Consider the following 24,034-nt stretch of genomic DNA (forward strand, 5'->3'; position numbering starts at 1 on the left):
TTTAATTAATCCTCCGATAGCATCCCAGATACTATGTTTTCGAAGGCTATCATCTCCTCCGTTTTCAGTAGACTCATCCCTTTTAGTAAGATGATAGAATTCAAAAAATTTTCTATTCGAGAGTGATCAACCAGGATGACCAATGTTTTATAGTAGTCATCGTTGTCAAGATTCCTTAGTAACCACTTTTCTAATTTGTTGTCTGGTAATTCATCTGTGTTAAGCAGTAGAATTGCAATTAATGTTACTGTGAGTTTTACATCACATGAAATGGCTTTTAAATGTTCAGCCAATGTTTTGTTTTCTGTTGAGCCTTCAGTGATGATGTCAAGAGTCAAGTTGGAGAAGAGAAGTAAGGTGTCTAAGCATGCTCTTCTAACTTTAAAAACTCTAACTTTCTTCTTTCTGATTTTCTCAATCAACGTAGGCTTAACGATATCAAACTCAACGTCGATTGTTTTGTTAAGGATAACATCACCAGTTCGCTTCAGATTTTGTCTTTCATCCATAAAGTTTGATTAAGCCCCGATTGCGCGGGGCTAGTTAAATTATGCGGGATCTGGTACCGATAATGACCAAGCTCCCGTAGCTGCTTTGGTTGGCGCTAACGCTTTCCAGTTGATGATAAGTTTTCCAAGTTCACTGTCTTGGAAGTTAAATTGCCAAACTGGCAACAACTGCATCCGCACCACACCAAGTACTCCTCCGTTTTTACTTTCAATCTCTCCAGATACTTCGATAGGATTGTAAACTGCAGGCGGAGTGTATACTTTCTTTTTGTTAGCTCCTGTACCTGATGATGTCACGGTTCCTCCAGCAATTTTTACTGCATTATCTGGACTTACATCGTAGCATTCTAGCACGCCAGATAACTGCGGCTGCTCTGTTACGACTGATTCAAATGCCTCGGATTGCTCTTCGATATTGAAATCTTGTGTAGCAGCCTCTGAAGTAGTGGCGGTAACTGATCCTTTTACAGTCGCGCCAATTGCAGTGAGTACTGTGCCCATGCCTCCATCTGATGCAATGGCTCCGAATCGGAATTCTTTATAACCTTTTAATGACTTTGCCATAATTTTTAATTTTTTTAAATGTTTTCGTTTCTAAATTCTATCCTGAAATTGTTGAAGTGCTCGTCAAACCCATCGTTTGATATTATGTATTCCTGATCAATGTTTAAGCTCCAGTCATCCTGATCAACTTCATCTAGGGTGTCGCTTACAATCAAGCTAAGCGCTTTTATCCTGGGGTAGTTTGCTTGACTCTTATCCTGTGACGCTCCAACTTTTTGGGTTAGATTGGGAACAAAGACATTGACATTTATAATGCAAGACTGCAGCTGATCACTTGACATGGGAAGTGCATTGATAACAATGCATTCTCCCGTAAAATTGTCTGGCTTATTCCCCTTGAAAATTTCAATATTTGTCAAGACCGCCACTAGAAGTTTGTAAGCTATCTCAATAACCTCAACAGAAAGTTTTCTAGACATCGAAATTTTTGTTTAAACTTTTTAAAGCTCTTTTCAATAATTTTTGAGTGACCTTTTCGGATCCAGTGATGACATCTTTGCCTCTAGCCTCAACCGCGGCTGCGTAATCCATTCCTGCTACACCAACTAAGATGAAACCCCCTGTATCACCAGCAGCGATAAGATTTGCAATCCTTTTAGCCTCCTTTTTCCCTTCCGCTTTATTACCTTCGAAACCTTGGCTTTTAACTTTTCCATTGTAAAGCACCATGTAGCCAATTGAACTTCTTAAGTTTCCTGTCTGGTCGGTATAAGTATTAACCTGCCTAGCTAAATTGACGAACTGCTCTCCAGCATAAATCAACCTTTCGGTAGCGGCTTCCCTGTATGCATCAACCTTTTGCTTAATAGCTCTTTTAATATCTGCTTTAGTGAATGTCGGAGTTAAGCCCATAACCTTGAATGAAAACTGTCTCTTGAAAATTTTAAAGAACTGGTGGATATTATCAGCTCCTCTCCATCATATACATGAATTTTTGAACCAACAGGAATTGTTTCTATTCTGCCTTCGATATAAATGATTGAACTAAACTCGATTCTTTTACCATCTTCTCCTTTAGTGTAAGCGCCTTTTGAATTAGGTTCAACTCTACATCTAAGGTTATCCAATTCGGTACTGCCATCTGGTTTAATCCAATCACCATTCTCGTCTTTGGTTGAAGATTGCGATGCAAAACTCACTTTCAGTGTATGAGGGTATTGAATCGTTTTTACCATATATCCTCCCTGCCAACTATAGCATCTTGAATAGGGTTATAAATGTCTGGTAAGTCTAAATCCTTGCACAAAATAGAATAGTAAGCTTTAATCCCGTCAACTTTGTACTTGATCGAATAATCGCCTTGACTGATATCTGGAGCGATCAACAGTTCGGGAATTACACTGATCATAACTTTCTTCACTTTGTCGGAAAATTCAGCTCTATACTCCGTTTCAGGAGTTAACTCTAAATCAACCAGCATAGCCTCAAGCTCCTCATCACTAACAGTGAACTGGAACCTAGAAAATTTTGCTCTTATGTAATTCCCGATCGTCATCTCAGCTTAATCTTGCTCTACTTTTTCAACTAAACCGTTTTCGACTAAAGAAGCCAATCTAAGAGCATCGAATTTGCTCACATCAGATCCAACCTTATGCTCCTTTGAGAAATCATTTAAATCTCTGAATGGAGTAAGCACGGTATATTTAAATACCTTAGCTTCTTTAGGTTTATCGCTTTCAAGTATTGAAGGATCTAATATTGCACTGTAGATATCAGCGATTTGAGTATCAGTGAATTTGCGGTCGTCCTTTTCGATTTCTTTTTTGATATCGTCTTCAGACTTTTTTTCTACTAAATGAAGTGGACCATATTTTCCTACAGCAGACTTCAATGAATTTTTATTGAAATTTTCCATTTATGCTTGAATTGTTAGGGTATCCATTAAATAGACAGTTTCAGCAATAACAGGAACTACACGAGCTTGTGAGCTGGTGTATTCTGAAAGAGACGGTTTGTTTTGACGATATTTTGAAACCAAAATATATTCATCAACAACCTGGTATTCTACTCCTGCAACTGGATGGTTTTGTTCAGCCAGTTTAGCATACGTTAATGTTCCAACAATCTCAGCGCTTACCGCAACTAAAGCACCAACAGCCCATGGTTTATAGGTTGAACGATTACCATTTTTCTCAATCACAACACTACGGTCAACAATCTCGAAAACATATCCATACTCATCCTGTACTGCTGTATTCAGCTTAGCTAAATTTGGAGTTGGACGGTTGGTGTCGCTGTAGTTACCTACGTTAGCGGCATACAAATCTTTAGCTTCATCAGATTTTGCAATGTTGGCAAAAGTTGCTCTATCAACCAGCACTTTGAACACACCATTGCCATCTAAACTTGCTTTAGCCAAAATGCGTTCGTTGATCACTGTTAGTGGTTTCGATGCTGGATTTGAGAATAAAACAGGGACGCCGAATTTGTTTTCGTTAGGGTATTTAAAATCCAAACGAATACCAGTACCAGTGTTTTTATCGTCCTCAACCACAGTTAAGCCAGTTGATAAGCCCATTAAGAAACTCGCTTCATTACGCTCAAGAACACCACCAATTACTCTTGGTGTATCTCTGAATAATTTTGCAACGATCGCTGTTTCAGCTTCCTGAGTTGCAACCATAGTATCTAAATCGGTTAGCTCTCTCTCATTCAAAGAAAGTTCCATCCCGATTTTAGGAATATCGCCACTTGCTTTCCCGATGCTATCTCTGGTTTTCAATGGTAGGCTCGAATCCATTGCGACATAATCGGCAGATACCATTGAACCATTAACGGTCAAGGATTCCCATTTACCAGAAACAGAGTACTCCTTACGAAGCATGGTTTTATGCAAATAGGTTAGCTGTTTTTTGGTGCCGTTAAGCTTTTCAATTACACCGTGTGAAACTGCTTTGAAGTACTTTTTTACGTACTCAATAAATAATGATGTTTCCATTTAATTAATCCTCCCTGAAGTCGATGAATGGTAGTGCTGTTTTCATTGCTGACAAAATACTTGTCAACGGAAAAGGAGCAGCAGCTGGGTTAGCGGTTCCTTGCGTCATAATACCCGCAAAGGCTTTTTTAGTTAAGATTGAAGCTCGTAATACTCCTGCATAGATGTGTCCAGCAGGTAAAGCATCAAAGCCAGTTTTATCCTGTGTTAAAGGCATTGGCTTATAATCCTTGTTTGATGTTTGCATGATAATTGGATGCAGAGCTTGGATTGTTGGCAGAGGATAATCTGTTACATTCAAAGATCTGCCACCGCGTATCTCAGCGAAACAATCTACAATAGCGATTCCATCTTTCGTGGAATTTACCGCAATATTGTCGTCATTAAGATTTACTGTAGTTGACATAATTAAATTATTTTATCTAAAACTGCATCGACTTCCGCCTTGGAAGCCTCGGCCTCTACTTTTTGGCCAGAGAGTGGCTTTCTCTGTTGAGACAATGATTTGTCTGAAAGATTTTGCGTAAACTCTGCTGCATCACTCTCAACTTCTTCCAGGTAGGTCTCGAATTCTTCTTCTGTATCGAATTTCATTCTACCAAAGCTTTTAAGTGTTTGTCCTGCAAACTTCTCGTCAACCCCTTTCAATTTAGTTTCCAAAGCTTGTTTCCTTAAATCGACGGTTTTTCCTTGTTCTATTGCGTTCAGCCGATCGGTAACTTGTTTGTTCGATTCGATTAAAGCTTTTGCCCAAGCTGGTGTTTCCTTATCATCCTTACCAGGTAATGGAGTTTCGACTTCGTCGCCCTCTTTCTTTGCATCAGGTTTAACCCCTTTCAATGCAAGCTCCGCGCGTCTATCACCTTCTGATTGGAAAAGTGTAGAAAGGCCCGCAACGAAATCATCTGCATTATCTACAGCTTCATCCACTTCCGTTTCCTCTGTTACCCCTTTTTCAAGCTGGTCAGCAACCCTATCAAGGATGCTTTTTGGTGCGTTTTTGTGCTTCGCTTTAAGCTTTTGAAAGATTTCTTTTCTAAATGCCATGTTTTTAAATTAATGTTAACTAATTTGTTTACTCAAAGATAGATTAAAGGCGTTAATATATCCAAAGGATATGTTTATAAAGCTTTAAATTGTTTATAAATAGTTATAAACAGTTAACTAAATAGTTAATTTAATTTTAATATTATTTGGAAATACGGATTTTGCTAATTATAATTGCATTGTCTTAGCCAATAGAAGCAGCAACTTCTGGCGAGACAAACACAACAACACGATTAACAAAAACAGCAAACATGAACACATCAAAACAGTGTAATGGCGAAGCCATATCAAGTTCGTTTGATTCTCAAAGTGTAGCCGAGAATTTAAGCCACAACCTCAAGCTAATCAGAAAGCAAAAGGGGTTCACCCAAGAAGAATTTTCTTCTCAATTATCGATTAGCAGGCCAGCATATGCTGCTTATGAAGAGCAACGTGCTCTGCCATCTCTAGCAGTAGTGATTATTATTTCAAATCTGACTGGCATTGACATTAACACCCTATTGGAAGATAAACTAGGAGAGGAGGTTCACAATGACTAAGAAAAAATCTGATTTGGAAAGATTTATCGATATGTTTTCTAGCAGGGTGAAGAACTTCAAGAATGGGAAGGCGATGTTTAAAGCTAAAGACTTAGATAAACAAGTTGCATCAGCTCGTCAGCTTATCAAAGACATGAAATTCAATCTTCGAGTTGTATCAGATGCAGATATGGCATCTTACAGTGCTTTCGAAGTTTGGGAGGGTATTTAAGTGAGAGGCGTTCAATCAGATTTGCTTAGAAAGCCCAATATAGCAACCGTTCCTGCAATAACTTATGGTTTAGATGATCTCATTATTCAAAGCAAGGATATAGTATTGCAAGCAATACTAAAACATAACCCTTATGCAATTGTGTTGATGCTTTCAGGAGGTGATGATTCAATCACAGCGTTGCATGTAGCAATCATGCTTGGCGTCAGGATTGATGCAATCATCCATGGCGTGACTGGTTCAGGGTTACCAGCAGTAAAAAAATACTGTAAAGATCTGGCCGAACAGCATAAAATTAAATTCATTGAGGCTGATGCTGGTACTGCTTTCGAAGATTACGTAGATCGAAAAGGCTTCTTCGGTGTCGGAGATACAGCACACGAGTACAGCTATCATATTCTAAAAACAAATCCCTTTGACAGAGCAATTTCCAAGTTTTTAAGAAGAGGTATAGCGGGAAGGAAAATTCTTCTGCTAAACGGAGTTCGGATAGAGGAGAGTGGTAAAAGGGCAAAGTTATATGGAGATAATCCATATAAATGGCAAGGAAATAATCTATGGGTAAACATCATTCATTTTTGGGAAAAGTCAGATTGTAGGCAACTTATCGAGAGTGCAGGAATTAAAAGGAATCCAGTTGCAATTGCACTTGGTAGATCAGGAGAATGTAATTGCGGTACAATGCAGAATGAAGCATCAAGACTGGCATGTTCAAAATTCGACCCTGAATGGGGAGACTGGATGAAGCGAATTAGAAAGCATGCCATTCAAAAACATGGCTTTGATATCAATCAGAATCCAAGCAAAAAGCGGATGGATGAGATAAAGAAAGACGCTGAGTTATTAGATGACTTTATGCCAATGTTTGTCGGTTGCAAAGCAATGGTGAGAAACCAACTTCAAATTGAAATTTAATCACAACAACAACATGGAAACAGAAATTTTTACAGATAAAACGCCAATGCCTTTTGGAAAATATACGGGGCAAGCGTTAGTGAATGTGCCAGCAAGCCATTTACTATGGCTCTATCGTAATGAAAGAGCGGGTAGGTTAAAGCCTTACATCCTTGACAACTTCGATGTTCTGGAAAAGCAGGCAGCAAAGGAACCGAAATCGAAAGGGGGTTCAAAATGGTAGCTGTACTACGTGAAGGAACCCAATTGACAGCTCCTGACGGAATCATCACTGTTCAATCATTCGAGGGAGGAATGTATGATTTAAATAAAGAGGGTCAAGAATTATTTATTGATAAACACGCAGTTGATCAGTTGATCGCGGATAGGGTATGGGAGGTAAATATATGAGAAAGTTAATGATAGTAGTTGCTTTCGCAATATTCGTCGGTAGTTGTGAGAAGAAAGAAGTTAAACCGCGAAAAAAACCACCGATAGATAATAGGACACTTAAGGACAAAAAGATAATGACTGGTGCAGATTATGATCCTGATCCTCCTCAAAAAATTTATCCGCCGAAATAATTAATAATTATTTGTTAAACGAACATCTCATCGTTGTGATTTGAATTGGTTTTACTGATCAATACTCTAAATCCTACGAATGAAACAAGGCCAATTGTTACGCCTACTATTATTGCTGCTTTAAATGGTGACATGTTACATTAACAGGAGTGAGGCAGAAAAGTTTGGGAAAATGTTCAATCAGTCTGTGCAGAAATGTACGGGCTGATTGCAGCAAAAGAGCATGATTAGTTACAATTGCCTAGAAAACAATAGATACTCAGGGCCAAAAATCCAGCTAAGAATGAAAATTACTAAAATCAGCAATATTATTTCAATTAAAGGCTTTTTGAACTCTTTAAAATTATTTACCATATAACAATATCGGAAAAAATTATGAAAACATTATCAATTAAGCAACCTTGGGCATCCTTGATCGCTCACGGGATTAAAGACATTGAGAACCGTACTTGGCGCACAAACTTTCGGGGCAGGATTTATATTCATGTTTCAGCAGCTACTAAGTTCAATGTTCAAATGAATGATCAACTTACAATATTGTCGTTGCCTATTTTTGAAACCGCAATAAAAGGTATAATGCCATTTGGAGCCATCATCGGCGAGGTTGATATCGTTGATTGTGTGTTTGGCCATTCATCTATTTGGGCGGAGCATAGCGCAATCGTACTGCGAAAAGGCATCGAGGTGGAAAGGCCAGTTTATAATTGGGTTTTAGAAAATGCTGTTCTTTACGAAAACCCAATACTGAATATTAAAGGTGCTTTGTCTTTATGGGAATATGAAAAACCTTTTAAAGTTATTGGAACAGCGCAAATAATTAGTCTATCGGATTTATAAAATTTTAAACCTCAATCTAACACATGATTACGGTTTTCCGTAAAACACACTCATTTTTTAGACCTACCTTACGAAACCTATGAAAATATTAAAATCAATTGGAGACCTGCTATGCAAAATCGGCCTTCACAAATACAATGAAATTACTCCAAGAAAATTCTATATCTGCAAACGATGCGGACATTCGTTGAAAATATTTGATGATGCAAGAAAACCTTAAAGTCCAAACCACCCCAAAAGGTGGTTTTTTCCTTATTACGATTAAGTGATTAGAAATCCCAAACGGTTAATCAACGACAGTGTATCCTGCATTGATAATGGCAGCCATACATCCAATTTCTCCATTACAATTTTTCTCTAAGTCTTTCTTTGTAATAGTCATTGGCTCGGTGGGAGAAATTTTACCCAATATGAATGCCACTATCATTAGGCAGGTGACTAAACTTAAATAAAGCCATGGAGAGTTTGCTTTAAACATAATTCTATTTTTATTAATTTATTATTTTTCTGATTCCTATAAATACACATATTACAAGGATTGCGTAAACATAATCATCGATATCACATTGATATGGCCCAGTTGCTGTGTAAAGTATATAATTGTATTCATCATTATTGGGTCCTGTTAAAGTGAATTTACATATATTACCCGTCTTAGCTCCTAATTGAACTCTTGGGCATGCTGGTGGGGAGGTGGGATATTTAGCGAGAACAAGCTCATAGAATCCTAAAAAGTTTTTCTCAGTGTAAAGTAATCCATCTAGATTTCTCAAACAGCCCACACCTGGTTGAGCTTTTGCGCTCGACAAATATGTGAGCATAAAAATCAACAGCACAATCTTTCTCATAACAAAGATTAAACATTGAAGCTACTTATTATGATTGTTAAATGTTGTGAATGAACAAGTTGAACAAATGTGACCGAAAGGTTAGTTCACAAAAAAAGCCTTCAAATAATTGAGGGCTTTTTAACCAAACTAACCAAAGTATGAATCATCATATGTGGATGATGAGATAAGAACAATGCAACATTATAATTGTTTGAGAAATGAGAAATTTCTCTGGTTCTCTTTATTTAGCTATGACATAAGATCCTAGGAACCTTTTCCTTTATACGGTCTGAACTGACTTTCCCATTCAATCACATGGGCAGGTTTGTTGTCGTCGGACCAGGCGACCTGTTTTCTTACTCTAGGAATGATTGGCATAATTGTATCAATCTTTCTATCAAGGGCCAAGTGATTCTTAACGAAATTCACAACTGGATCATCAGGGCCAGCATTGCGTAAATGTGCTTCTAGCTTAGCATCCCAATTGTTTACAGCTTCCGCGACGCTATCGCCCCGACCAAGTACACTTTCATGCACATCTGCAGGAAGTAAGCAAACGAACCCAAACGATTCATTGTAAACTTCCGCTCCAAGTTTTTCTGCGATTCCATCGAGCTTTACATTAAATTTTTTACGACGTGGCATTATTTACCTTTCTGTTTAACAATGTAATCAGCAATTACCTTTCTGCTTGAGCTCCCAGATGCTTTAGCATAGTCCTTATATTCTTGAGTACTCACTCCAGCTTGCTGAGCTGCATAACTCACTTCATTTGGGTCGTTCAAATCTACTTTAGCATCGTCACGACCATCTTGTTTCAATTTATCGTCCATGTTGATAAAACATCAAGTAAACGCAAATAGTTTTAACTTACTTTCGCACGATGAATATCCAAGAATTAGAAGAATGGTTTAGAAATGCACCTAAGCCAGATATGCCAGTTTATTTAGATGCCGCAACGAAAGTAAATGATTATGCTCACTTCTTGGAATCACACTTTGCACCTTTAAGAGCGAATCCAGATAGCAAAGTTAATCAACCATTACTCTGGAGATTGAAAGCGATGAAGTTAGTGATTGAAAGTAATAGCTAACTTACTGACCAGTCGAATAAATCAGTACCCGATAATTTCGATTATCGGGTAATTAGCCGATATTACACATCTAAGCCATCTTTTCTCATATTATCGAGAATAGTCTTGACGTTAGGTTGATCTTTTATCTGTTTGAACAGGTGAGCTTCAGGATGATTTTTTTTAGTTGCATAATCTTTTAAAGCACCACTTTTTTTGAAATAGGATTTATCTGAATACCAAGGATGGTCTAGAGGCATTGGAACATTCCAACCTTGAGGCGCATCACTGGAAAAGCTTAAACCATCAATTATAGCTTTGTCCATAGCCATAGCATCAAACTCTGAAGGATTTATAATAGTAACACATTCAATTGCCTCGTTAACATAGATGATCGCTTGCAAACGTTCTAATGGTGCATCAATCTCTGGTAAAGTTTCTAGCAATGTATGAAACCAACCCTTGCTGCTTGCCTTATAACCTGGTGAATCTGGTAAGTGTAAACAAATATTACCACTACTATAAATACATTTAGCTTTTGGTAATACCTTATTGATGTTTTCTGCTAAGGTTACGCCATAAGGATTTGCTCCGTTTTTGATTTGGTCCTGTGCATTCATAATCTTTAGATTGATAAATTATCACTAATTGGTATTTCTGGCTGCTCACTCACGCTTAGTAGAACCGATGAATCGTTAGGTGCTTTCTTTAAATCCCTTCTAACTCTATAAGCTGCCAAACTTGAATCATCGCAGGCATATTGCATAATATCATCGACCAAGCTTGAAGGGGAGTTAGGATTGATCCAATCATCAATAAGACTATTTGAGAGCATCATCGGCATTCTTTTGGCTGAATTATGGATATCAGCCATGAAGACATTCGCGGGTTGTGTAAGAATACTAAAAGTGCTTATCCAGTTTCCATCAGATTGTTTGTAATTGGAGTAGATGCCAGCTAAATTAAAGAATGGTTGCTCTTTTGGATGGATGCAGTATGGAAGTTTATCTCCATCGACGTGTTTGTACTCGAAAAATGAATTCACTGGTATAATGCAACGGTTTTTACCAATGCTTCCCTTGAAGGACGGTAGTGTTCTCACCGTTTCAGATTTTGCGTTTAATGTGCTGTTAGAAAGTTTTGCCGCTGCATCAGCTTTCGCCCAAATTGGAATTAAACCCCATTGCATAAGTTTCAACTCTCGATTACCATTCAATACGATCAATGATGGATGAGTAAATCCATCAGCCTTATAATATTCAGAATCTGGTAAAGTTTCTGGCACTATTGCTTGCAAAAAGCTCTGTAACTCGTAAGCTTTTACGACTTGGGTTGCAGTATAACACATAAACTAATTTACGAATTTTGCTCGATAAATTTACCCATGTCTTCGACTATCGAATCGAGAGTTTCCCTTCCACTAATTTGTTCCCATTTACCATCAATCTTTTCAATGCTGCCAATTCTGTTATCATTGAAGAAAAATTGATAAGGTTCACCTGGTTTAATCTGAAATATCTGGTAGTGGTAATCAGTTCGCATTGGATGCTTTAGATTGTATCTTAATTTGAGCATCTTAATTTATATCAAAATGAAAAGTTTTACCATTTCCTTCCTTGCTCAAGACAACGCTGAGTTTAGATTCAAATTCTACATCATCATATATTAAGTCTCGAATGGCATTGCCAAATTCCTCAATATCTGACTCTGGATGTGCAACAAGTTCTAATACATCATCGCCGAGATACTGATAAGTGATTAGGTTAGGTGAGTACCTTTCCATGAGCTTTTCACCGAGTTTCATTTTAGCTTTTTCATTACGAAGGTACATCGAGATACCTTCCACATACTCCTGCAGTTTGTCATCATCTGTTGTGAAATCAACATCAGCATTTGTGACCATTTCCATTGATCCCAAAAAGTCATCGTTAATGGAAACAAAGAAAACCTCATCTTCTTGCTCAAGCTTAACCTTCACTGTTCCAGTTAAATGATACATTGTAAACTCCTGTGTATTCATGTTTTTTATAACATTAGTTGTTGAAATTAGTTTTGACCATTTCTGCAAGTACCAAAATATCATCTGAATCATATTTTTGACCACCAGTTGCGGTAAAAGTCCAGTGATCAGAGCGCTTCATTAATATTCCATGTAGGCAGTTATTTAGAAATAGATAGTAATTATCTGGCCAGTACAATTGTAGCCTGCAATCAATTACCTCATCAACAAATTGTGCCTTGAATTTAAACTCATCGTGGTTCATTTGTCTATAATTTTTTCTTAGGCTCAATGTTGTAATATTCCCAAACCCGTTTTGAGTGTTCTTCAATAAACTTCGATGCTTTTACTACCTGAGCATTTGCAATGTCAAGGGCTTGTCGAGGATCCATCAAAATCAACTGCGGTGCCGAAGCTTGACCTCTATGCACTTTAATATCTTCCTTTGCAAAACCAAATTCTTCAGGTGTATACCACTTCTTTGTAGTTTTACTGAAAATCCACTGTTTGTTCCTTTTTGCTGTTAATGCCAGATGCGCCCTGTAATCACGTGCGAAGTCTGGAGGTGGTCCAAAGCTGCTCATTCCCAATCTGGATTTTTAATTCCTAATACTTTCTCAAATAATTCTCCCCGACCCCGAATAACAATTAGAAAAGTATGCCCACGAAATCCTATAATCTTTATAAAATTAGCAAGGTTGGGTTTTAAAAGAGTTTCAATCAATTTTGGAGCTATTTCTTTAATTTGACCTTTGAAATATCGCTCTGTGTATAACTCATTGAAGCCAACAAGATTAATTATAATCGTGCTACCATCAACCTCTATTAATTTATCAAGACTCAAAATCCATGGACGCATAAAATTATTAAGCCAGAACCAGCTTTGGATCTGTCTTTCTAATGCAGGTCGGAATGTTTGAATATTTGTTTCCATTATTTGTTATGCAAAGTTTACTAATATTTTTAGCAAAACAAAATAATTTTAGTAACAAAAAAAAGCAGCTACAAATGAATGTAACTGCTTTACCCAATCATATATTTAAATCCTGATAATAGAACCATAATTATTAAGAATAGTTTTGGAAATAAAAAAGGTAAACAATTTAATGCTTACCTTTTTTACTGTCGATATCCATCGACATAATCTAAATTAACGCTCTCAAGTTTGACACTCGATAGTAAGTTTCTCACGCTTACAAAGCAAATTTAGTATTTAGTTTTGTATTTTTGAATAGAAAACAAAGTAATATGAAAACGATTTTTGATTACAATCCGACCGATGAAGAGCTTATTGAACTCTTTGGATTTGATAAAAAGGCAGATACAATGGCTTATGGTTTCTCTGTTTTTAAATTGCCGAATTCAGATTACGATAAAGAAAATAGTAATGAAGGTAAACTTCTAGACCTCGCATTGCTTTTAGAAAATCGTGAATTGATGGATGAGGCGAAAGCAATCTGGAAACAAATTCCTGATATTGAAAGACAATATCGTGGTGGTTTAGATTATGCACAAAATCCTATTTAGTTTTAGAGTGTTTGCTAAAGAATTTCATTAATTCAAATTCTATACTTCTGTAGTCTTTCATTAATATTGGTGTAAGTTCATCTAAAGCTAATTTCTCACTTATTCCCGCTGTTTTTAGTCGGTTTCTGAAATTGGTAATCCAAGATGAATAACCGTAACCTTTTTCCAATATAGCGGCCTTATTTAAAGCCTTGCCACCAAGTGCTTTAACAAAGTCTTCGTAGGTATGACGAGCTACGAACTGATTAACGGTTTCCATAGCCTGGGTTTGACTGGTAGTTAATTTTCTTGGAGGTGTCTTAGTCTTTGCGTGCAAAATTTCGTGCCACATTGATTCTAGCGAGTACTCTTGGTTAAATGTTAAATTATTACCATTCTTGATGGCAGCTAATGCCTCTTTAAATTCCTTTTCTGGATTAAACCCGATGCTCAAAAATGTATTTTTACTTACAGAAATATCAGCCCTGCCAGTCCATTCATTAGTTAAGCTTTTATAGTTTGCACTATGCTGCATCATATATGATCGTGATTGACGGAACCGAACTGTTCCAAGTCCAGTTCTAAAGTTCTCTGGATTATTATTTGCAAAAGCAAGCATTATGTCTTCAGCTTCTTTATTCGTAGGGATATCTCCTTTTATAAAATCTTTTAAATTTAGAATACCTTTTTCTTTCTTCTCTATTTTAGTTACTGGAGGTTTTGGAACTCTGTTAGGTTTAGGTTGATCTGTTTTAGATTGTAGAGACAGGCCTTTATTGATATTACCATCCTTAAAATTATCTCTTATCCAGAATGGTGTGCTTTTAGCATTTCCTGCCCTTGCTTTGTTTACTTCTACCCACTCCTTAAACTTGTCTGGTACATCAGTGATAGTCCTTGAGGACTTACCGTCTGGTTTGCCGCCATTGATCTTAATTTTTTCTTCCCTATCGATCTCATCAGCAGTTTTTAGAATGGAGATTGCATGACAACGGCATTGTGGGTGCCAGCCAACAAATTTGAATGTTTTAGGATATAAGCCTGCCAGAGCTAGACATAAAGGACAATGGTTAGGATTGTTGGAAAGCCTGATCTCAATGCCGACCACAAAGTCTAACTGGCCCCAACGTTCATGATCACTGGCTCGGTAAGCCATGTTGGTTTCAGTTCTTGTCACTCTCATTGCATTTTTGAATGATGAGCGATAAACACCAGTACCAGGATTGTAAGCCTGAGCCGCTTTCGATGGAATAAGATTCCCTCGTTTGTTTCTAACCCTTCTAAAGAGATTTGAAGGGTCTTCTAAATGTTGTCGTAATAGTTTAGATATCTCTGCAGCAGACTTTCCTTCGCCAATTCCGATATCAAGTCCTAACTCAATTTCTTGTTTATGATCTTTAACAATTTTCCATATACGTTCTGATAAGCCTAATCTATCTTTACCATCTTTACGGTTTTGGAAGGTTTTTAAAGCATCAAGGTTACGATTGCTGTATTTTTCGATCTGTTCTTTGGTAAGTTTGGAAGTGCCAAGTACTGCCTCCACAAGCTTATCGTTCTTGGTTCCCGCAAACTTCCATTCTTCATCGATTCCATTTCTAATTGTTCCAATAACATTCTGGTAAGCGGATTTTAAGATCTTATTTACCTGGTCATTAGTTTGCGGGTAATCTTTGAAGCTAAAAACCTTATCAGGATTAAAATCCCTCACTGTTACCGCAAGCTTTACATATTCTTCAATGGTAGAAGTAAAGATAGCCTTAACCATTTCGGCATAATTTTCAATACGCGAAAGGTGAGCTTTCTCTAAAGCTGAATCATTGATATTTATAAGCCTGCGCTTAGCCAATTGTTATTAATAAGAGTTTTCGAAGGTATTCACCAGACTATCTTCCTTTTTTTCTTCTTTGATTTTGTCGTAATCATCCTGATTACCGCCGTAAGCTTTTACTGATTCCAGTTGCGACATAAATGGTTTGCCTCCATTAGCAGTTGAAAGTACTTGTGCCTGCATTAACTCATCAGCAATCATGTAAGGTTCAATAATTGGCTTAATCTTCATTTTAGAAGCTGATTTAAAGCTGTTTTTCATTTCGACAGCATAAGCTCTCATGATTTTGTAGCGGCGTTGCAGATAAGGGATGAAGATTTCCTCTTTATCCTTAACCTTTAAGTGCGCATCTAAAAACATCAGCTTTAATGCAATGCCAGAAAGTGCACCAATGCCTTTAACGCTATCAAAACTTATATCAGGAGTTTGAGTAATCGTATAAGCCATCTTGATCAGGTTATTTGCCTCGACTAAAAATGACTCTGGAGCATGATCCCATGAAAGGTATTCCGCTTTAGCATCTTTCTCGCCTTGAATAACTGTATTGCTTGATCCTTTTGAACCAAAGCTTAAGATTCGGCCATTAACAAAGATTTTCGGAGCAGAATGGTAGTCATTGGTATCTCCAAGATTGGAAAACATCTTTTCTAAACGGTTGATGATGCTCTCGATATCTTCCGTTTCCATTTCATCCTGTCTGGCATAAGCAATCGGAATCTTTTTAATCGGAATTTCTTCCCTGTGATCTTCCATCCAGCTTCCATTGATAGAAAGGCTTGACTGCTTCCATCTTACCAGCTCTTCGTCGGTGTACGTTTCAAAATAGACAATTTCAAGGTTAGGTTTTTTGATGGTGAACTCTCTGCTAAAAGCAACAAGGTTCTCATGCTCATCGAAGTAGGGGTAAAGCTTATCGCCCTTGTCTGGACTAAAGATTTTAGAACGCAATTTAAACTTAGTAGGGAATCCATATTCATCATGAGTTTCGGTTCCTTCAACCGTGAACCAGTACTCAGCAGCTTCAGTAAATGAAAACACTTTTCGAGCAACCTGCTTATTTAAGAACTCCTCTTTGTTGTCTTCGAGCATTTCTTCCAAGCATTCTATAAGAGCCTTTTCTTCGTCAGATTCAGCGGTATAGTCTAACACAACCTTATTTCCGAATAGAAAAGATACAGCACGTTTAATCACCAGCTTTTGTAATGCAAAACCAATGCGATTGACCTTTTCAGTTTTAGCTTCGCCCTTACTGGTGATCTTGCCAGTTTCATCCTTTACGGGATCAGGATAAATAGTTTTATCCTCTCTCATAGCTGGATTGAAAACCTCGTGACCTTTGACATTGAGTCTCTTTTCGTATTTGGTAACGTCTGGAAGGGGATAAGGCCTCATCTTTAAATTTGCAATCACTGTATCGATGCTGGCGCCTGGTGCAATCTGTTCAACTTTCATATTAAAAAACTCCTTCTAAGTCTTGTGGTTCATGTTCTCTGTAAACGAAATACATTCTCATCAATAGCGTATCTCGGTAATCTGGTGAGCGGCCAATATCTGCCTTAACCTCACTTTTTGGTTTAATTCTAATTTTCGCATTATCATCATCCATTTTCCATGTTTGGATCTGTTCTATCTCGGTGATGATATCATCTTTTATATCAGCTGGTATGTCGACACAATCATCAATCGAAATCAATCGTTTATTTACCATTTCAGCTAGCTTGTAAGCACATTGAGCTTGCAGGTTAGCGTAAGGTTCATCAACTCCGCTATCTGGATGAGGTAACGCGCTGCTATTATTTACAAATCCTAAGATTCCGCAATTGTCAACGACCCCACCGCCGACACCATCCTCATCTGCAATACATCGGTCTGAAGGGATGCTGTATTTGTAGCGTAAAGTGTTGATTGCATGTTGCAGTTCTGTTGTTCTTGATACATCAAACTCAACCATATCAATCACTCGGAAACCATCCCAAACCATGATCACAGCCTTATCAGAGCCAAGTCGGGCAATATCTGCAGTTAGGTAGTATTTACCTGTTGGCTTGATAATGTTGCCTCCGAACATGCTGACAATCGAGTCATAATCACATAAAGCATTGGGATTGTCATCATAATCGAAATTCCCTTTCAAAAGCCTCTCTCTTTTTACCTTGTCGGTAATCTGGCGCATATTGTCAATGTAATCGGCAGATAGGAAAGGGTTGTCCTGGTATAATGCTCTGATAAATGCATAAGCTTTGTCAAGGCATTTATTTCTAAAAGGTTTCCAGAACGTTGTATATAGCCAGTTCTTCTTTGGGTTAGCAGTGATCAGGATCTTAGGAACAATACCATATTCGGTATTCATGTGCCTGCCTACACGAGATTTCAATGTGTCGAATGCCGCAAAGTGAACCTCACCAGCCTCTTCAATCCAACCTCCAGTATATTCTTTCGAGCCGAGCCTTTCAAACATCGGGTCCTTCTGTGGATAAAACGATAAATCAAGGAACACAACGGCCGAACCGTTATTAAACTTTATTTCATTGTCGGCATACTTCCATTCAGTAAAACCGTATTCTTTTGCAACTTTACCCCATGTGATCAATACTGACTCACGGGTATCTTTTAAACTGTCACGACCAATAAACCACCTTGTACCTGGGAAACGCCAACACATTGTCATTAACCAGAAGCAGCCTAACCAGCTTTTACCACCACCAGCAGCACCACCATAAAAAACAAACTTTACTAGGCATTGCCAATGGAGTTTACCCAGTGCTATTAGTTGTTTCTTGCTGAGTTGCTTCATTTACTTCTTTATCAAAATCTCCCAGGTCTTTACAGTCCGCCATGAATGCATCAAAACCATTGAATAAGGGAGCACCATCTTTACCAGTAAGCTCTTTTTTCTCAGCTGCATACATTCCAGTTAATTTTCTTCGCTCTTGGCCAAGCTTTGTGATCTCTGCTTGATATCTAGGATCACCGTAATTGATTTCATCCTTTTCGGTCTTCTCAATGCCAGTAGTGACGATCTTATCCGCATCAACTAGACCATTAGGACCGACAGCTTTAGTTTTGCCTGCAACACCTTTCTGTTTTTTGCTGGTAAGCTTTTGATCAGATTTGGATTTCTCCCATGCCTCCCATAATTCTCGCTCTTGAATGTTGATTTTATAGAGCTCATGGTTAATCGCATCATCCATTTCAGCAATACGGCTTTGTTTCCATTCTGACTTGAGACTGTCAACATCCTTTTTTACCGTAGAAATGGAATAGGTTTCTAGGCGAAGTCTTTTCTTAACCTCCTCGGCTATTTGTCTGAAGCCATATCCTTTAGCGAAGAGCTCGGCTACGTGTAGTAACCTCGCTTCTTTCTTTTGCTTTGCTGTTTTGTTGCCAACGAAGTTCTTTCCCATACTAATCTTTCAATTTTGCAGATGGGAACTCTTCAACGATATTACTCACCCTTCTTTTGATCTCATCGTAATCGCTTAAATCACCGTCAAACTCAATTACAAGCCTGACAACTGACTTTTTATCTTTTTCCTCCTCTTCATCTTCTGGATCAATGAAGTTTGGGAGCTCCATTCCCCAATCAATAAGATCTTGCTGCTCCCATTCATTAGCTAGGATATCATAATCATCATTACCAAATCCAACATTATCTTTAATGATGTAGGCTTTGATTTGCTCAAGGGTGGCGGTTCTAGGGATGATCTTGCAGGGAATAGTTTTATTTTCTTTCAATGCAGAGAAGGCGGCTAGCCACTCATTAAAATTATCTAGGGATTGCTTTTGCTCAATGACCTTCGCGAACTCTTCATCAGAAATTGAGGCTGCCTCTACAACAGCTCTCAATCTCATGTTACCAGCAATCGCTACGAATTCATCAGCATACTCGACAACGAGACATTCTCGAAGTTCAAGCATTTCTGGATGGTCGATAATGGACTTAACCAACTTGACAAAACGGTCATCCCGAATCCCTCTAGGGTTCTGTGGAATGCCAGCAATCTGACCAGTGTTAGGCCAGATTTTAATGGTGGGAATTGATTGCGTAACGATTTCCATATACGCAAAGATAAATAAAAAACATATCTAAAAGATATGTTATTAACGCTTGTTTTATTTAGAATTGTTCTAAATTGTATTTTTCCGTATATTTGACCCCAATTATGTGTTATAAAATCACTTAATTAGTTTAGTTTTTAAAATGTTGAAATGATTTAACAATTTAAAAAGTGTATATGGCAAAGTATTTTGTACCCGATAGATTTATAAAAGGTTTTGAGACAATTCTCAAATTAGATGACCACAATTTTGTTAGGTTGATCGAAAAAATTGAGCATTTCAAAGTTGGTGGTAATCCGATAAAGTTCAAAGAGTTTCTCCGAGATCTTGCATTAGTGAATATAGATGATATTTCATCTACGATTTATTCTTTTGGAAATATTCTTTTAGAGAAGGAAAAGAGCCTTGAAGAAATTGCGAATGATTTGATGGAGTATTATTCATCTAGGCAAGACTCAGACAAAACAATTACCAACGATCTGTCGAAAGATAGAATTGTCACTTTGTTCAAGCATTCTAATACGATTAAGATCTCTTATAAGGCATTAGCTCTAAGTCAAGATGTCCAAAACACTTTCAGAAGTTCGACGACAATGACAGACATTAGACTTGTCTTTCAAGATCATCTATCTCAACAACCAAGATATGCTGTTGTAAATAATCAGATACGCTTTACTTATCTTAATGATGAGGAAGAAAAAAATTTCTTCTTGAGTTTAGATCTTGATGAACTAAAGACGCTTAAATCTCAAATCGAAAGAGCAATCGACAAAACTAATACATTGATGGAAGAGTATAAAGATACTTTTTCTTTTATAACATATACTGATTAATGCAGCTATTAAAGCAAACCTCTCACAATAAGCTCGAAGAATCAAATGATCGATGCCTTGATTTAAATTATCAAATGGGTTGGTCGCAATTTGATGATCTAAGTAAGAATATTTTTATTATAGACGAGCCAGAATTTTTTACCAGTAGCTATATGCATACTTGGAAGGAATCTAGAATTCTCGACCTTGATAAACTAGGGGATAATTTCCTATCGAAAGGTTTCCATGTAGACATTTTCCAAAACGAATATCTTGCTGAATATATTGACCCTTTCGAAAATATCAAAGAGGTAATCGCTAAGTCACAATACATTTTAAATTTCGAATCAGGATGGGACGGAGACGTCGCTCCAGAAATATCTTCTGATCTATTTAAAACATCTTGTAGCACAATTTTATCCTATATTCAAGCGATCCATTCAGAATCACGAATGGTAATTCAGTCACCCACAATAAACCCTGTTTCTGATGGTTCAATAGATTTTGAATGGATGCTAGATAAAGCAAGGTTTCTAATCAACTTCTACTTTGAAGATGATGAAATTGTGGGGGATTATTACGGAGATCTTTATAAGGATAAACTTTATATAAAAGGGAATGTCCCGACGGATAGGGTTTACGAACATTTGATGAAATGGATGCACAATTTGAAATAGTAGGTGATTTTACTCTCAAGTGTATTCTATATCGTCAGGTATCTAAAAATGAAATCCGAGATAATAAACCGCACTCAAACGTTTTCAAAGAGAATGTTAAGGGTATCTCCTTTGATTGGAGCAAATATACAACACCAGAAGAATGTTTAGTTCGCTTAGGCTTGACATTCAGGCATAATACAGAAACTCTCAAAGTACCTGCTAACTTTGAGATAGTTGCTCTTGCTTTGCGCGATATTATTAGTGAAAAAAGAATTCAAAAGCTTATGTATACCCCAAGAGACAGAAAAAACATAATTGGAAAACCAAGAAATATGAGTCATTGTGACTTGTACCATAACGATACTGATTTAAGGTTAAAATTAGCAACGCATGCCATCTTAATTGCAGATCTTAATAGAGATTACATTACTGCTGAAGTTGATAGGGTGATAGAAATACTAAATCCAAAAACGGCCTAGTTTAGAATTTATCGTCTAGCTTTATTATTTCTATCCATGATAGATTAATTATCTTTGCAATATATCTTATCCATTTCTTTCATCAACTGCTATTCAGATTAGTTTTTTATATTCGCAAAAATTAATCTCTCATGAATAGCGAAAAATCTCCTGGGTTTTCTTTAACTAAGATGATCCCTGTAACCCTTATAGTAACTGTCTTTTCACAAGCATCGGTATTATTATATTATCAGCTTTTTAATTTTTCTCCAATTACCTACTATGATTCTTATGAGGTAATAATTGGTAGCATTAAAGATTTTTTATTGGTTGGCATTATTCTGTTGATAATTACTCAGCTTCAGATTGCAGTCATAATGCCCGTAGCATATAATTTTTTCAAAAAACTGAGTATTTTCAAGCTCTTTGATAACTCGACATTGAGAAAAAGGGTCGAAAATGAAAAGGATGATTTAAAATTTTATGCTGCTGTTGTCTTAATAGGGTTAATTGGGATTTGTTGTGGAACATTTATTAAAGAAAGCGAAGCAAGAGCCTTCTGTTATGTAGCATTCGTTTTAATGGCTTTACTTTCAGCAATTGGATATTTTCAAGCTCAATATAGTGTGCATCTACTAACAAGAAATCCCATTGCAGCACTTTCAAAAAGATACTTTCCTTACATAAATATAATGTTCGCTCTTCCATTTGCGGTGCTAACTATATCAATAATGGCCATATCAATGTTTAAATATAATTACGTGACCAAGAAAAATCCATACAAAGGCACTTTACTAATAACAGAAGATAGTGAATATATCCTCTGTACAACTAAAGTTATATTCATTGGTAAATCGCAAAAATTTTACTTCGTTTACAATACGCCAGATTCATCTATAAGAGTTGTTAAACGAGAAAATCTAAAAAAAGAGGTTTTGAAGATTTCAAATACGAATTGGTTTTTTAGATTTTAATATGAACTAAATTCAGAAAGCTGGAAGTAATCTAGAACATGATATGGTAAATGATAATTTACTAGTTCATATTTATTTTATTAGTTCATCAAACATTAATTCTTCAGTGCCTTTAACTTTCTAGCCGTACAGTTTCATATTTATCATATTTTCCGCAACTCGGTCAGTTCACTTTATTCTCCTTAGCTGGCCCACTAGTTCTTTTTTTTGCAAATCACATCTTAGTACCCCATAAATTTTCATGCTTAATTAGTAATCAAATTAGTTTTATATTAGAGGAAATTAACATCTCATGGACTTAAAAGAATTTAGAAAACATACTACAGGTATTGAAGTACGAAAAGAATTTTCAAGCCTTGAATCGGAAATACTGCTATCTGACTTGCAAGAATCAGTAAATTTCAAAGGTATAAACTCTTTATATCAATTTGTTATCAATCAGCTAAATGGGTTTGAGAAATTAGATCTTATTGAGGGAAGTAATCTATCACAGTCTGTTCAGTATTTCCAAATTATTAAAGAGCAATTAGTCGGATTAGTTTCATTAACCCCTTTTGACGAATTGAAAGGACAACTTTTAAACCGATGGCAAAATTTTCTATCTTCCTATATTAACAGAGGAACAAAAATATTCACTTACGATTCTCGAGAAACACAACTTTTGAATTCACTTGAGCATGACAATTTAACGATTGCAACAAGTACTTTTCAGTATCTTACCAAGCAAAGTTGTGGAAACATTGCAGATTATCATGCTTTTACTGGATATATGCTCGGCTATGAGATAAGATTAATGAAGTGGGAAAATAATAGCGAGCTTCATTTAACTGATAAAAATCCTATACAGGATTTAAAGAAAAAAGTTGAAGAAACACTATCTGATGTTGAGCAAGATTTAGCTGTCCATTTACGGGAAACTAACGAATCGTTTATACAGTTTTGGACTGAAATTGACAACCAAAAAGAAGAACAAAAAAAGCAATTTGATAATTTGTTTATTGAAATGTCCGAAACTGCCAATAATTTCGACCAGTCTTCGCAAAAAACCATAGAGGATTTAGAGGAAACTTTCAGTAAAAAATTAATGCTCTCCGCTCCTGCTGAACACTGGAGAACTGAAGGCAAAATCCATAGCCAGAAAGGGAATCTTTACCTTGGAATTCTTGTAAGCATGATTTTAATTTCGGCTATTTCTTTATGGGTAATTTTAATAGAAGCTCCTGATAACATATACAAAAGTTGGTTTGATAATGACAAAAGTGCGGCTGTTAGGTGGACAATAGCTTATCTAACAATGATTGGACTAATGGCATTTGCTATAAAGCAAATAACAAAAATTATGTTTAGCGCATATCATTTAGCAAGGGATTGCCAAGAACGACGATTATTAACAAATTTCTATTTATCTCTCTTGAAAGAGTCAGCAGTTGAAAAAGAGCAACAAAATCTAATTATTACTTCATTGTTCAGTAGAGCTGAGACAGGCCTGTTGAAAGATGACGGGGCGCCTGCAATGCCAACTGATGCTTTAAAAAGTTTTCTCTCTAAATAGTTTTACATATAAATACTTATGGTAAATTAAAATATTATGACATTTAAAATTCTTTGTTCCTTGATAGTAATTTTTGCTTTTATATGGTTATATAATGATAGATCTATTCTGCCATTCATAGGGGCCTTAATTAGTTCAGTTTCACTTGCCTTTGCTATG

Annotated in this window: 38 protein-coding genes; 12 read left to right on the top strand and 26 right to left on the bottom strand. The window is 36.7% G+C overall.

The genetic code is table 11. The features are described 5' to 3' along the window. Positions 1-5 precede the first annotated feature (5 nt). The 10 genes from ACZZZI_RS14370 to ACZZZI_RS14415 are packed head-to-tail and all read right to left on the bottom strand — an operon-like array spanning position 6 to position 5,058. A complete protein-coding gene (locus ACZZZI_RS14370; RefSeq protein ID WP_463489786.1) occupies positions 6-509 on the bottom strand; it encodes a hypothetical protein in 504 nt (167 codons plus the stop codon). 39 nt (positions 510-548) lie between these two features. Further along, positions 549-1,073, bottom strand: coding sequence for a hypothetical protein (locus tag ACZZZI_RS14375; RefSeq protein WP_463489787.1), 525 nt, complete (start codon positions 1,071-1,073; stop codon positions 549-551). Between the two features lie 14 nt (positions 1,074-1,087). Continuing rightward, positions 1,088-1,492: a hypothetical protein gene (locus ACZZZI_RS14380; RefSeq protein ID WP_463489788.1), complete on the bottom strand. Its 405-nt coding sequence runs from the start codon at positions 1,490-1,492 to the stop codon at positions 1,088-1,090. Continuing rightward, positions 1,485-1,925 (bottom strand): hypothetical protein, encoded by a 441-nt coding sequence (locus ACZZZI_RS14385; RefSeq protein WP_463489789.1) that lies wholly within the window; start codon positions 1,923-1,925, stop codon positions 1,485-1,487. Before ACZZZI_RS14385 ends, ACZZZI_RS14380 begins: the two co-directional genes overlap by 8 nt. Next, complete coding sequence (locus ACZZZI_RS14390) at positions 1,916-2,248, bottom strand: hypothetical protein (RefSeq protein ID WP_463489790.1); 333 nt, start codon at positions 2,246-2,248, stop codon at positions 1,916-1,918. The genes ACZZZI_RS14385 and ACZZZI_RS14390 overlap by 10 nt, the downstream gene beginning before the upstream one ends. After that, the gene (locus ACZZZI_RS14395) at positions 2,242-2,568 is read right to left on the bottom strand and encodes a DUF6706 family protein (RefSeq protein WP_463489791.1); all 327 of its coding nucleotides are present in this window, start codon (positions 2,566-2,568) and stop codon (positions 2,242-2,244) included. The genes ACZZZI_RS14390 and ACZZZI_RS14395 overlap by 7 nt, the downstream gene beginning before the upstream one ends. 6 nt (positions 2,569-2,574) lie before the next feature. Further along, positions 2,575-2,928, bottom strand: coding sequence for a hypothetical protein (locus tag ACZZZI_RS14400; RefSeq protein WP_463489792.1), 354 nt, complete (start codon positions 2,926-2,928; stop codon positions 2,575-2,577). Continuing rightward, positions 2,929-4,011, bottom strand: a complete 1,083-nt coding sequence (locus tag ACZZZI_RS14405) for a hypothetical protein (RefSeq protein WP_463489793.1) — start codon at positions 4,009-4,011, stop codon at positions 2,929-2,931. It lies immediately after the preceding gene. 4 nt (positions 4,012-4,015) lie between these two features. Next, positions 4,016-4,417, bottom strand: a complete 402-nt coding sequence (locus ACZZZI_RS14410; protein WP_463489794.1) for a hypothetical protein — start codon at positions 4,415-4,417, stop codon at positions 4,016-4,018. Between the two features lie 2 nt (positions 4,418-4,419). Next, a complete protein-coding gene (locus ACZZZI_RS14415) occupies positions 4,420-5,058 on the bottom strand; it encodes a hypothetical protein (RefSeq protein WP_463489795.1) in 639 nt (212 codons plus the stop codon). A 251-nt stretch (positions 5,059-5,309) separates the two neighbouring features. Between ACZZZI_RS14415 and ACZZZI_RS14420 the strand changes: the two genes are divergently transcribed. The 5 genes from ACZZZI_RS14420 to ACZZZI_RS14440 all read left to right on the top strand — a co-directional run bounded on the left by ACZZZI_RS14420 (position 5,310) and on the right by ACZZZI_RS14440 (position 8,123). Beyond that, on the top strand, positions 5,310-5,597 hold the full coding sequence (locus ACZZZI_RS14420) for a helix-turn-helix domain-containing protein (protein WP_463489796.1): 288 nt from the start codon (positions 5,310-5,312) through the stop codon (positions 5,595-5,597). Continuing rightward, the gene (locus tag ACZZZI_RS14425; RefSeq protein ID WP_463489797.1) at positions 5,590-5,808 is read left to right on the top strand and encodes a hypothetical protein; all 219 of its coding nucleotides are present in this window, start codon (positions 5,590-5,592) and stop codon (positions 5,806-5,808) included. The genes ACZZZI_RS14420 and ACZZZI_RS14425 overlap by 8 nt, the downstream gene beginning before the upstream one ends. A gap of 21 nt (positions 5,809-5,829) precedes the next feature. Next, positions 5,830-6,723, top strand: coding sequence for a phosphoadenosine phosphosulfate reductase domain-containing protein (locus ACZZZI_RS14430; RefSeq protein WP_463489798.1), 894 nt, complete (start codon positions 5,830-5,832; stop codon positions 6,721-6,723). Between the two features lie 13 nt (positions 6,724-6,736). Further along, positions 6,737-6,946, top strand: coding sequence for a putative quorum-sensing-regulated virulence factor (locus tag ACZZZI_RS14435; protein WP_463489799.1), 210 nt, complete (start codon positions 6,737-6,739; stop codon positions 6,944-6,946). Between the two features lie 715 nt (positions 6,947-7,661). Continuing rightward, the gene (locus ACZZZI_RS14440; RefSeq protein WP_463489800.1) at positions 7,662-8,123 is read left to right on the top strand and encodes an ASCH domain-containing protein; all 462 of its coding nucleotides are present in this window, start codon (positions 7,662-7,664) and stop codon (positions 8,121-8,123) included. 286 nt (positions 8,124-8,409) lie between these two features. Here ACZZZI_RS14440 and ACZZZI_RS14445 read toward each other — a convergent pair whose 3' ends face one another. From ACZZZI_RS14445 to ACZZZI_RS14460, 4 genes are all read right to left on the bottom strand, one after another. Next, on the bottom strand, positions 8,410-8,601 hold the full coding sequence (locus ACZZZI_RS14445; RefSeq protein ID WP_463489801.1) for a hypothetical protein: 192 nt from the start codon (positions 8,599-8,601) through the stop codon (positions 8,410-8,412). Positions 8,602-8,614: 13 nt separating this feature from the next. Then, the gene (locus tag ACZZZI_RS14450) at positions 8,615-8,971 is read right to left on the bottom strand and encodes a hypothetical protein (protein WP_463489802.1); all 357 of its coding nucleotides are present in this window, start codon (positions 8,969-8,971) and stop codon (positions 8,615-8,617) included. Positions 8,972-9,217: 246 nt separating this feature from the next. Beyond that, positions 9,218-9,598, bottom strand: a complete 381-nt coding sequence (locus tag ACZZZI_RS14455) for a hypothetical protein (protein ID WP_463489803.1) — start codon at positions 9,596-9,598, stop codon at positions 9,218-9,220. Further along, positions 9,598-9,786 carry a DUF3606 domain-containing protein gene (locus ACZZZI_RS14460; RefSeq protein WP_463489804.1) on the bottom strand — a complete coding sequence of 63 codons (189 nt, stop codon included), beginning with the start codon at positions 9,784-9,786 and terminating at the stop codon, positions 9,598-9,600. Before ACZZZI_RS14460 ends, ACZZZI_RS14455 begins: the two co-directional genes overlap by 1 nt. 50 nt (positions 9,787-9,836) lie before the next feature. Here ACZZZI_RS14460 and ACZZZI_RS14465 point away from each other — a divergent pair, with 50 nt between their 5' ends. Then, entirely contained in the window at positions 9,837-10,046 is a 210-nt protein-coding gene (locus tag ACZZZI_RS14465) for a DUF6965 family protein (RefSeq protein ID WP_463489805.1), read from the top strand. A gap of 62 nt (positions 10,047-10,108) precedes the next feature. Here the strand turns inward: ACZZZI_RS14465 and ACZZZI_RS14470 are convergent, their stop codons facing one another. From ACZZZI_RS14470 to ACZZZI_RS14500, 7 genes are read right to left on the bottom strand one after another with little or no spacing between them, the layout of a single operon-like run. Then, entirely contained in the window at positions 10,109-10,645 is a 537-nt protein-coding gene (locus ACZZZI_RS14470) for a hypothetical protein (protein WP_463489806.1), read from the bottom strand. A 5-nt stretch (positions 10,646-10,650) separates the two neighbouring features. Next, positions 10,651-11,373, bottom strand: coding sequence for an SOS response-associated peptidase (locus ACZZZI_RS14475; protein WP_463489807.1), 723 nt, complete (start codon positions 11,371-11,373; stop codon positions 10,651-10,653). 8 nt (positions 11,374-11,381) lie between these two features. Continuing rightward, positions 11,382-11,567 (bottom strand): hypothetical protein, encoded by a 186-nt coding sequence (locus ACZZZI_RS14480; protein WP_463489808.1) that lies wholly within the window; start codon positions 11,565-11,567, stop codon positions 11,382-11,384. Between the two features lie 34 nt (positions 11,568-11,601). Beyond that, on the bottom strand, positions 11,602-12,045 hold the full coding sequence (locus tag ACZZZI_RS14485; RefSeq protein ID WP_463489809.1) for a hypothetical protein: 444 nt from the start codon (positions 12,043-12,045) through the stop codon (positions 11,602-11,604). A gap of 13 nt (positions 12,046-12,058) precedes the next feature. Further along, positions 12,059-12,289 carry a hypothetical protein gene (locus ACZZZI_RS14490; protein ID WP_463489810.1) on the bottom strand — a complete coding sequence of 77 codons (231 nt, stop codon included), beginning with the start codon at positions 12,287-12,289 and terminating at the stop codon, positions 12,059-12,061. A 4-nt stretch (positions 12,290-12,293) separates the two neighbouring features. Next, the gene (locus tag ACZZZI_RS14495; protein ID WP_463489811.1) at positions 12,294-12,608 is read right to left on the bottom strand and encodes a hypothetical protein; all 315 of its coding nucleotides are present in this window, start codon (positions 12,606-12,608) and stop codon (positions 12,294-12,296) included. Then, positions 12,605-12,958, bottom strand: coding sequence for a hypothetical protein (locus ACZZZI_RS14500; protein ID WP_463489812.1), 354 nt, complete (start codon positions 12,956-12,958; stop codon positions 12,605-12,607). The genes ACZZZI_RS14495 and ACZZZI_RS14500 overlap by 4 nt, the downstream gene beginning before the upstream one ends. 314 nt (positions 12,959-13,272) lie before the next feature. On the opposite strand from ACZZZI_RS14500, the gene ACZZZI_RS14505 reads away from it, so the two are divergent. Then, positions 13,273-13,551, top strand: coding sequence for a hypothetical protein (locus tag ACZZZI_RS14505; protein ID WP_463489813.1), 279 nt, complete (start codon positions 13,273-13,275; stop codon positions 13,549-13,551). Here ACZZZI_RS14505 and ACZZZI_RS14510 read toward each other — a convergent pair. Genes ACZZZI_RS14510 through ACZZZI_RS14530 form a run of 5 tightly spaced genes read right to left on the bottom strand, consistent with a single transcriptional unit; the run spans position 13,544 to position 19,420 of the window. Further along, on the bottom strand, positions 13,544-15,379 hold the full coding sequence (locus ACZZZI_RS14510; protein ID WP_463489814.1) for a hypothetical protein: 1,836 nt from the start codon (positions 15,377-15,379) through the stop codon (positions 13,544-13,546). The two genes, ACZZZI_RS14505 and ACZZZI_RS14510, sit on opposite strands and share 8 nt — an antisense overlap. A 6-nt stretch (positions 15,380-15,385) precedes the next feature. After that, positions 15,386-16,813 (bottom strand): phage portal protein, encoded by a 1,428-nt coding sequence (locus ACZZZI_RS14515; protein WP_463489815.1) that lies wholly within the window; start codon positions 16,811-16,813, stop codon positions 15,386-15,388. 1 nt (position 16,814) lies between these two features. After that, the gene (locus ACZZZI_RS14520) at positions 16,815-18,155 is read right to left on the bottom strand and encodes a phage terminase large subunit (RefSeq protein WP_463489816.1); all 1,341 of its coding nucleotides are present in this window, start codon (positions 18,153-18,155) and stop codon (positions 16,815-16,817) included. Continuing rightward, positions 18,115-18,765, bottom strand: a complete 651-nt coding sequence (locus ACZZZI_RS14525; RefSeq protein ID WP_463489817.1) for a hypothetical protein — start codon at positions 18,763-18,765, stop codon at positions 18,115-18,117. Before ACZZZI_RS14525 ends, ACZZZI_RS14520 begins: the two co-directional genes overlap by 41 nt. A gap of 1 nt (position 18,766) precedes the next feature. Further along, positions 18,767-19,420: a hypothetical protein gene (locus ACZZZI_RS14530; RefSeq protein ID WP_463489818.1), complete on the bottom strand. Its 654-nt coding sequence runs from the start codon at positions 19,418-19,420 to the stop codon at positions 18,767-18,769. A 176-nt stretch (positions 19,421-19,596) separates the two neighbouring features. Here ACZZZI_RS14530 and ACZZZI_RS14535 point away from each other — a divergent pair, with 176 nt between their 5' ends. The 5 genes from ACZZZI_RS14535 (at position 19,597) to ACZZZI_RS14555 (ending at position 23,875) form a co-directional block, all read left to right on the top strand. Continuing rightward, a complete protein-coding gene (locus tag ACZZZI_RS14535) occupies positions 19,597-20,253 on the top strand; it encodes a hypothetical protein (protein ID WP_463489819.1) in 657 nt (218 codons plus the stop codon). Further along, on the top strand, positions 20,253-20,909 hold the full coding sequence (locus tag ACZZZI_RS14540; protein ID WP_463489820.1) for a hypothetical protein: 657 nt from the start codon (positions 20,253-20,255) through the stop codon (positions 20,907-20,909). The genes ACZZZI_RS14535 and ACZZZI_RS14540 overlap by 1 nt, the downstream gene beginning before the upstream one ends. After that, complete coding sequence (locus ACZZZI_RS14545) at positions 20,888-21,370, top strand: hypothetical protein (RefSeq protein ID WP_463489821.1); 483 nt, start codon at positions 20,888-20,890, stop codon at positions 21,368-21,370. The genes ACZZZI_RS14540 and ACZZZI_RS14545 overlap by 22 nt, the downstream gene beginning before the upstream one ends. Before the next feature lie 131 nt (positions 21,371-21,501). Next, positions 21,502-22,323, top strand: a complete 822-nt coding sequence (locus tag ACZZZI_RS14550) for a hypothetical protein (protein ID WP_463489822.1) — start codon at positions 21,502-21,504, stop codon at positions 22,321-22,323. Positions 22,324-22,615: 292 nt separating this feature from the next. After that, positions 22,616-23,875, top strand: coding sequence for a DUF6161 domain-containing protein (locus ACZZZI_RS14555; protein WP_463489823.1), 1,260 nt, complete (start codon positions 22,616-22,618; stop codon positions 23,873-23,875). The last annotated feature ends 159 nt before the right edge of the window (positions 23,876-24,034 follow it).

This window comes from Pedobacter sp. AC190 (genome assembly GCF_979258025.1).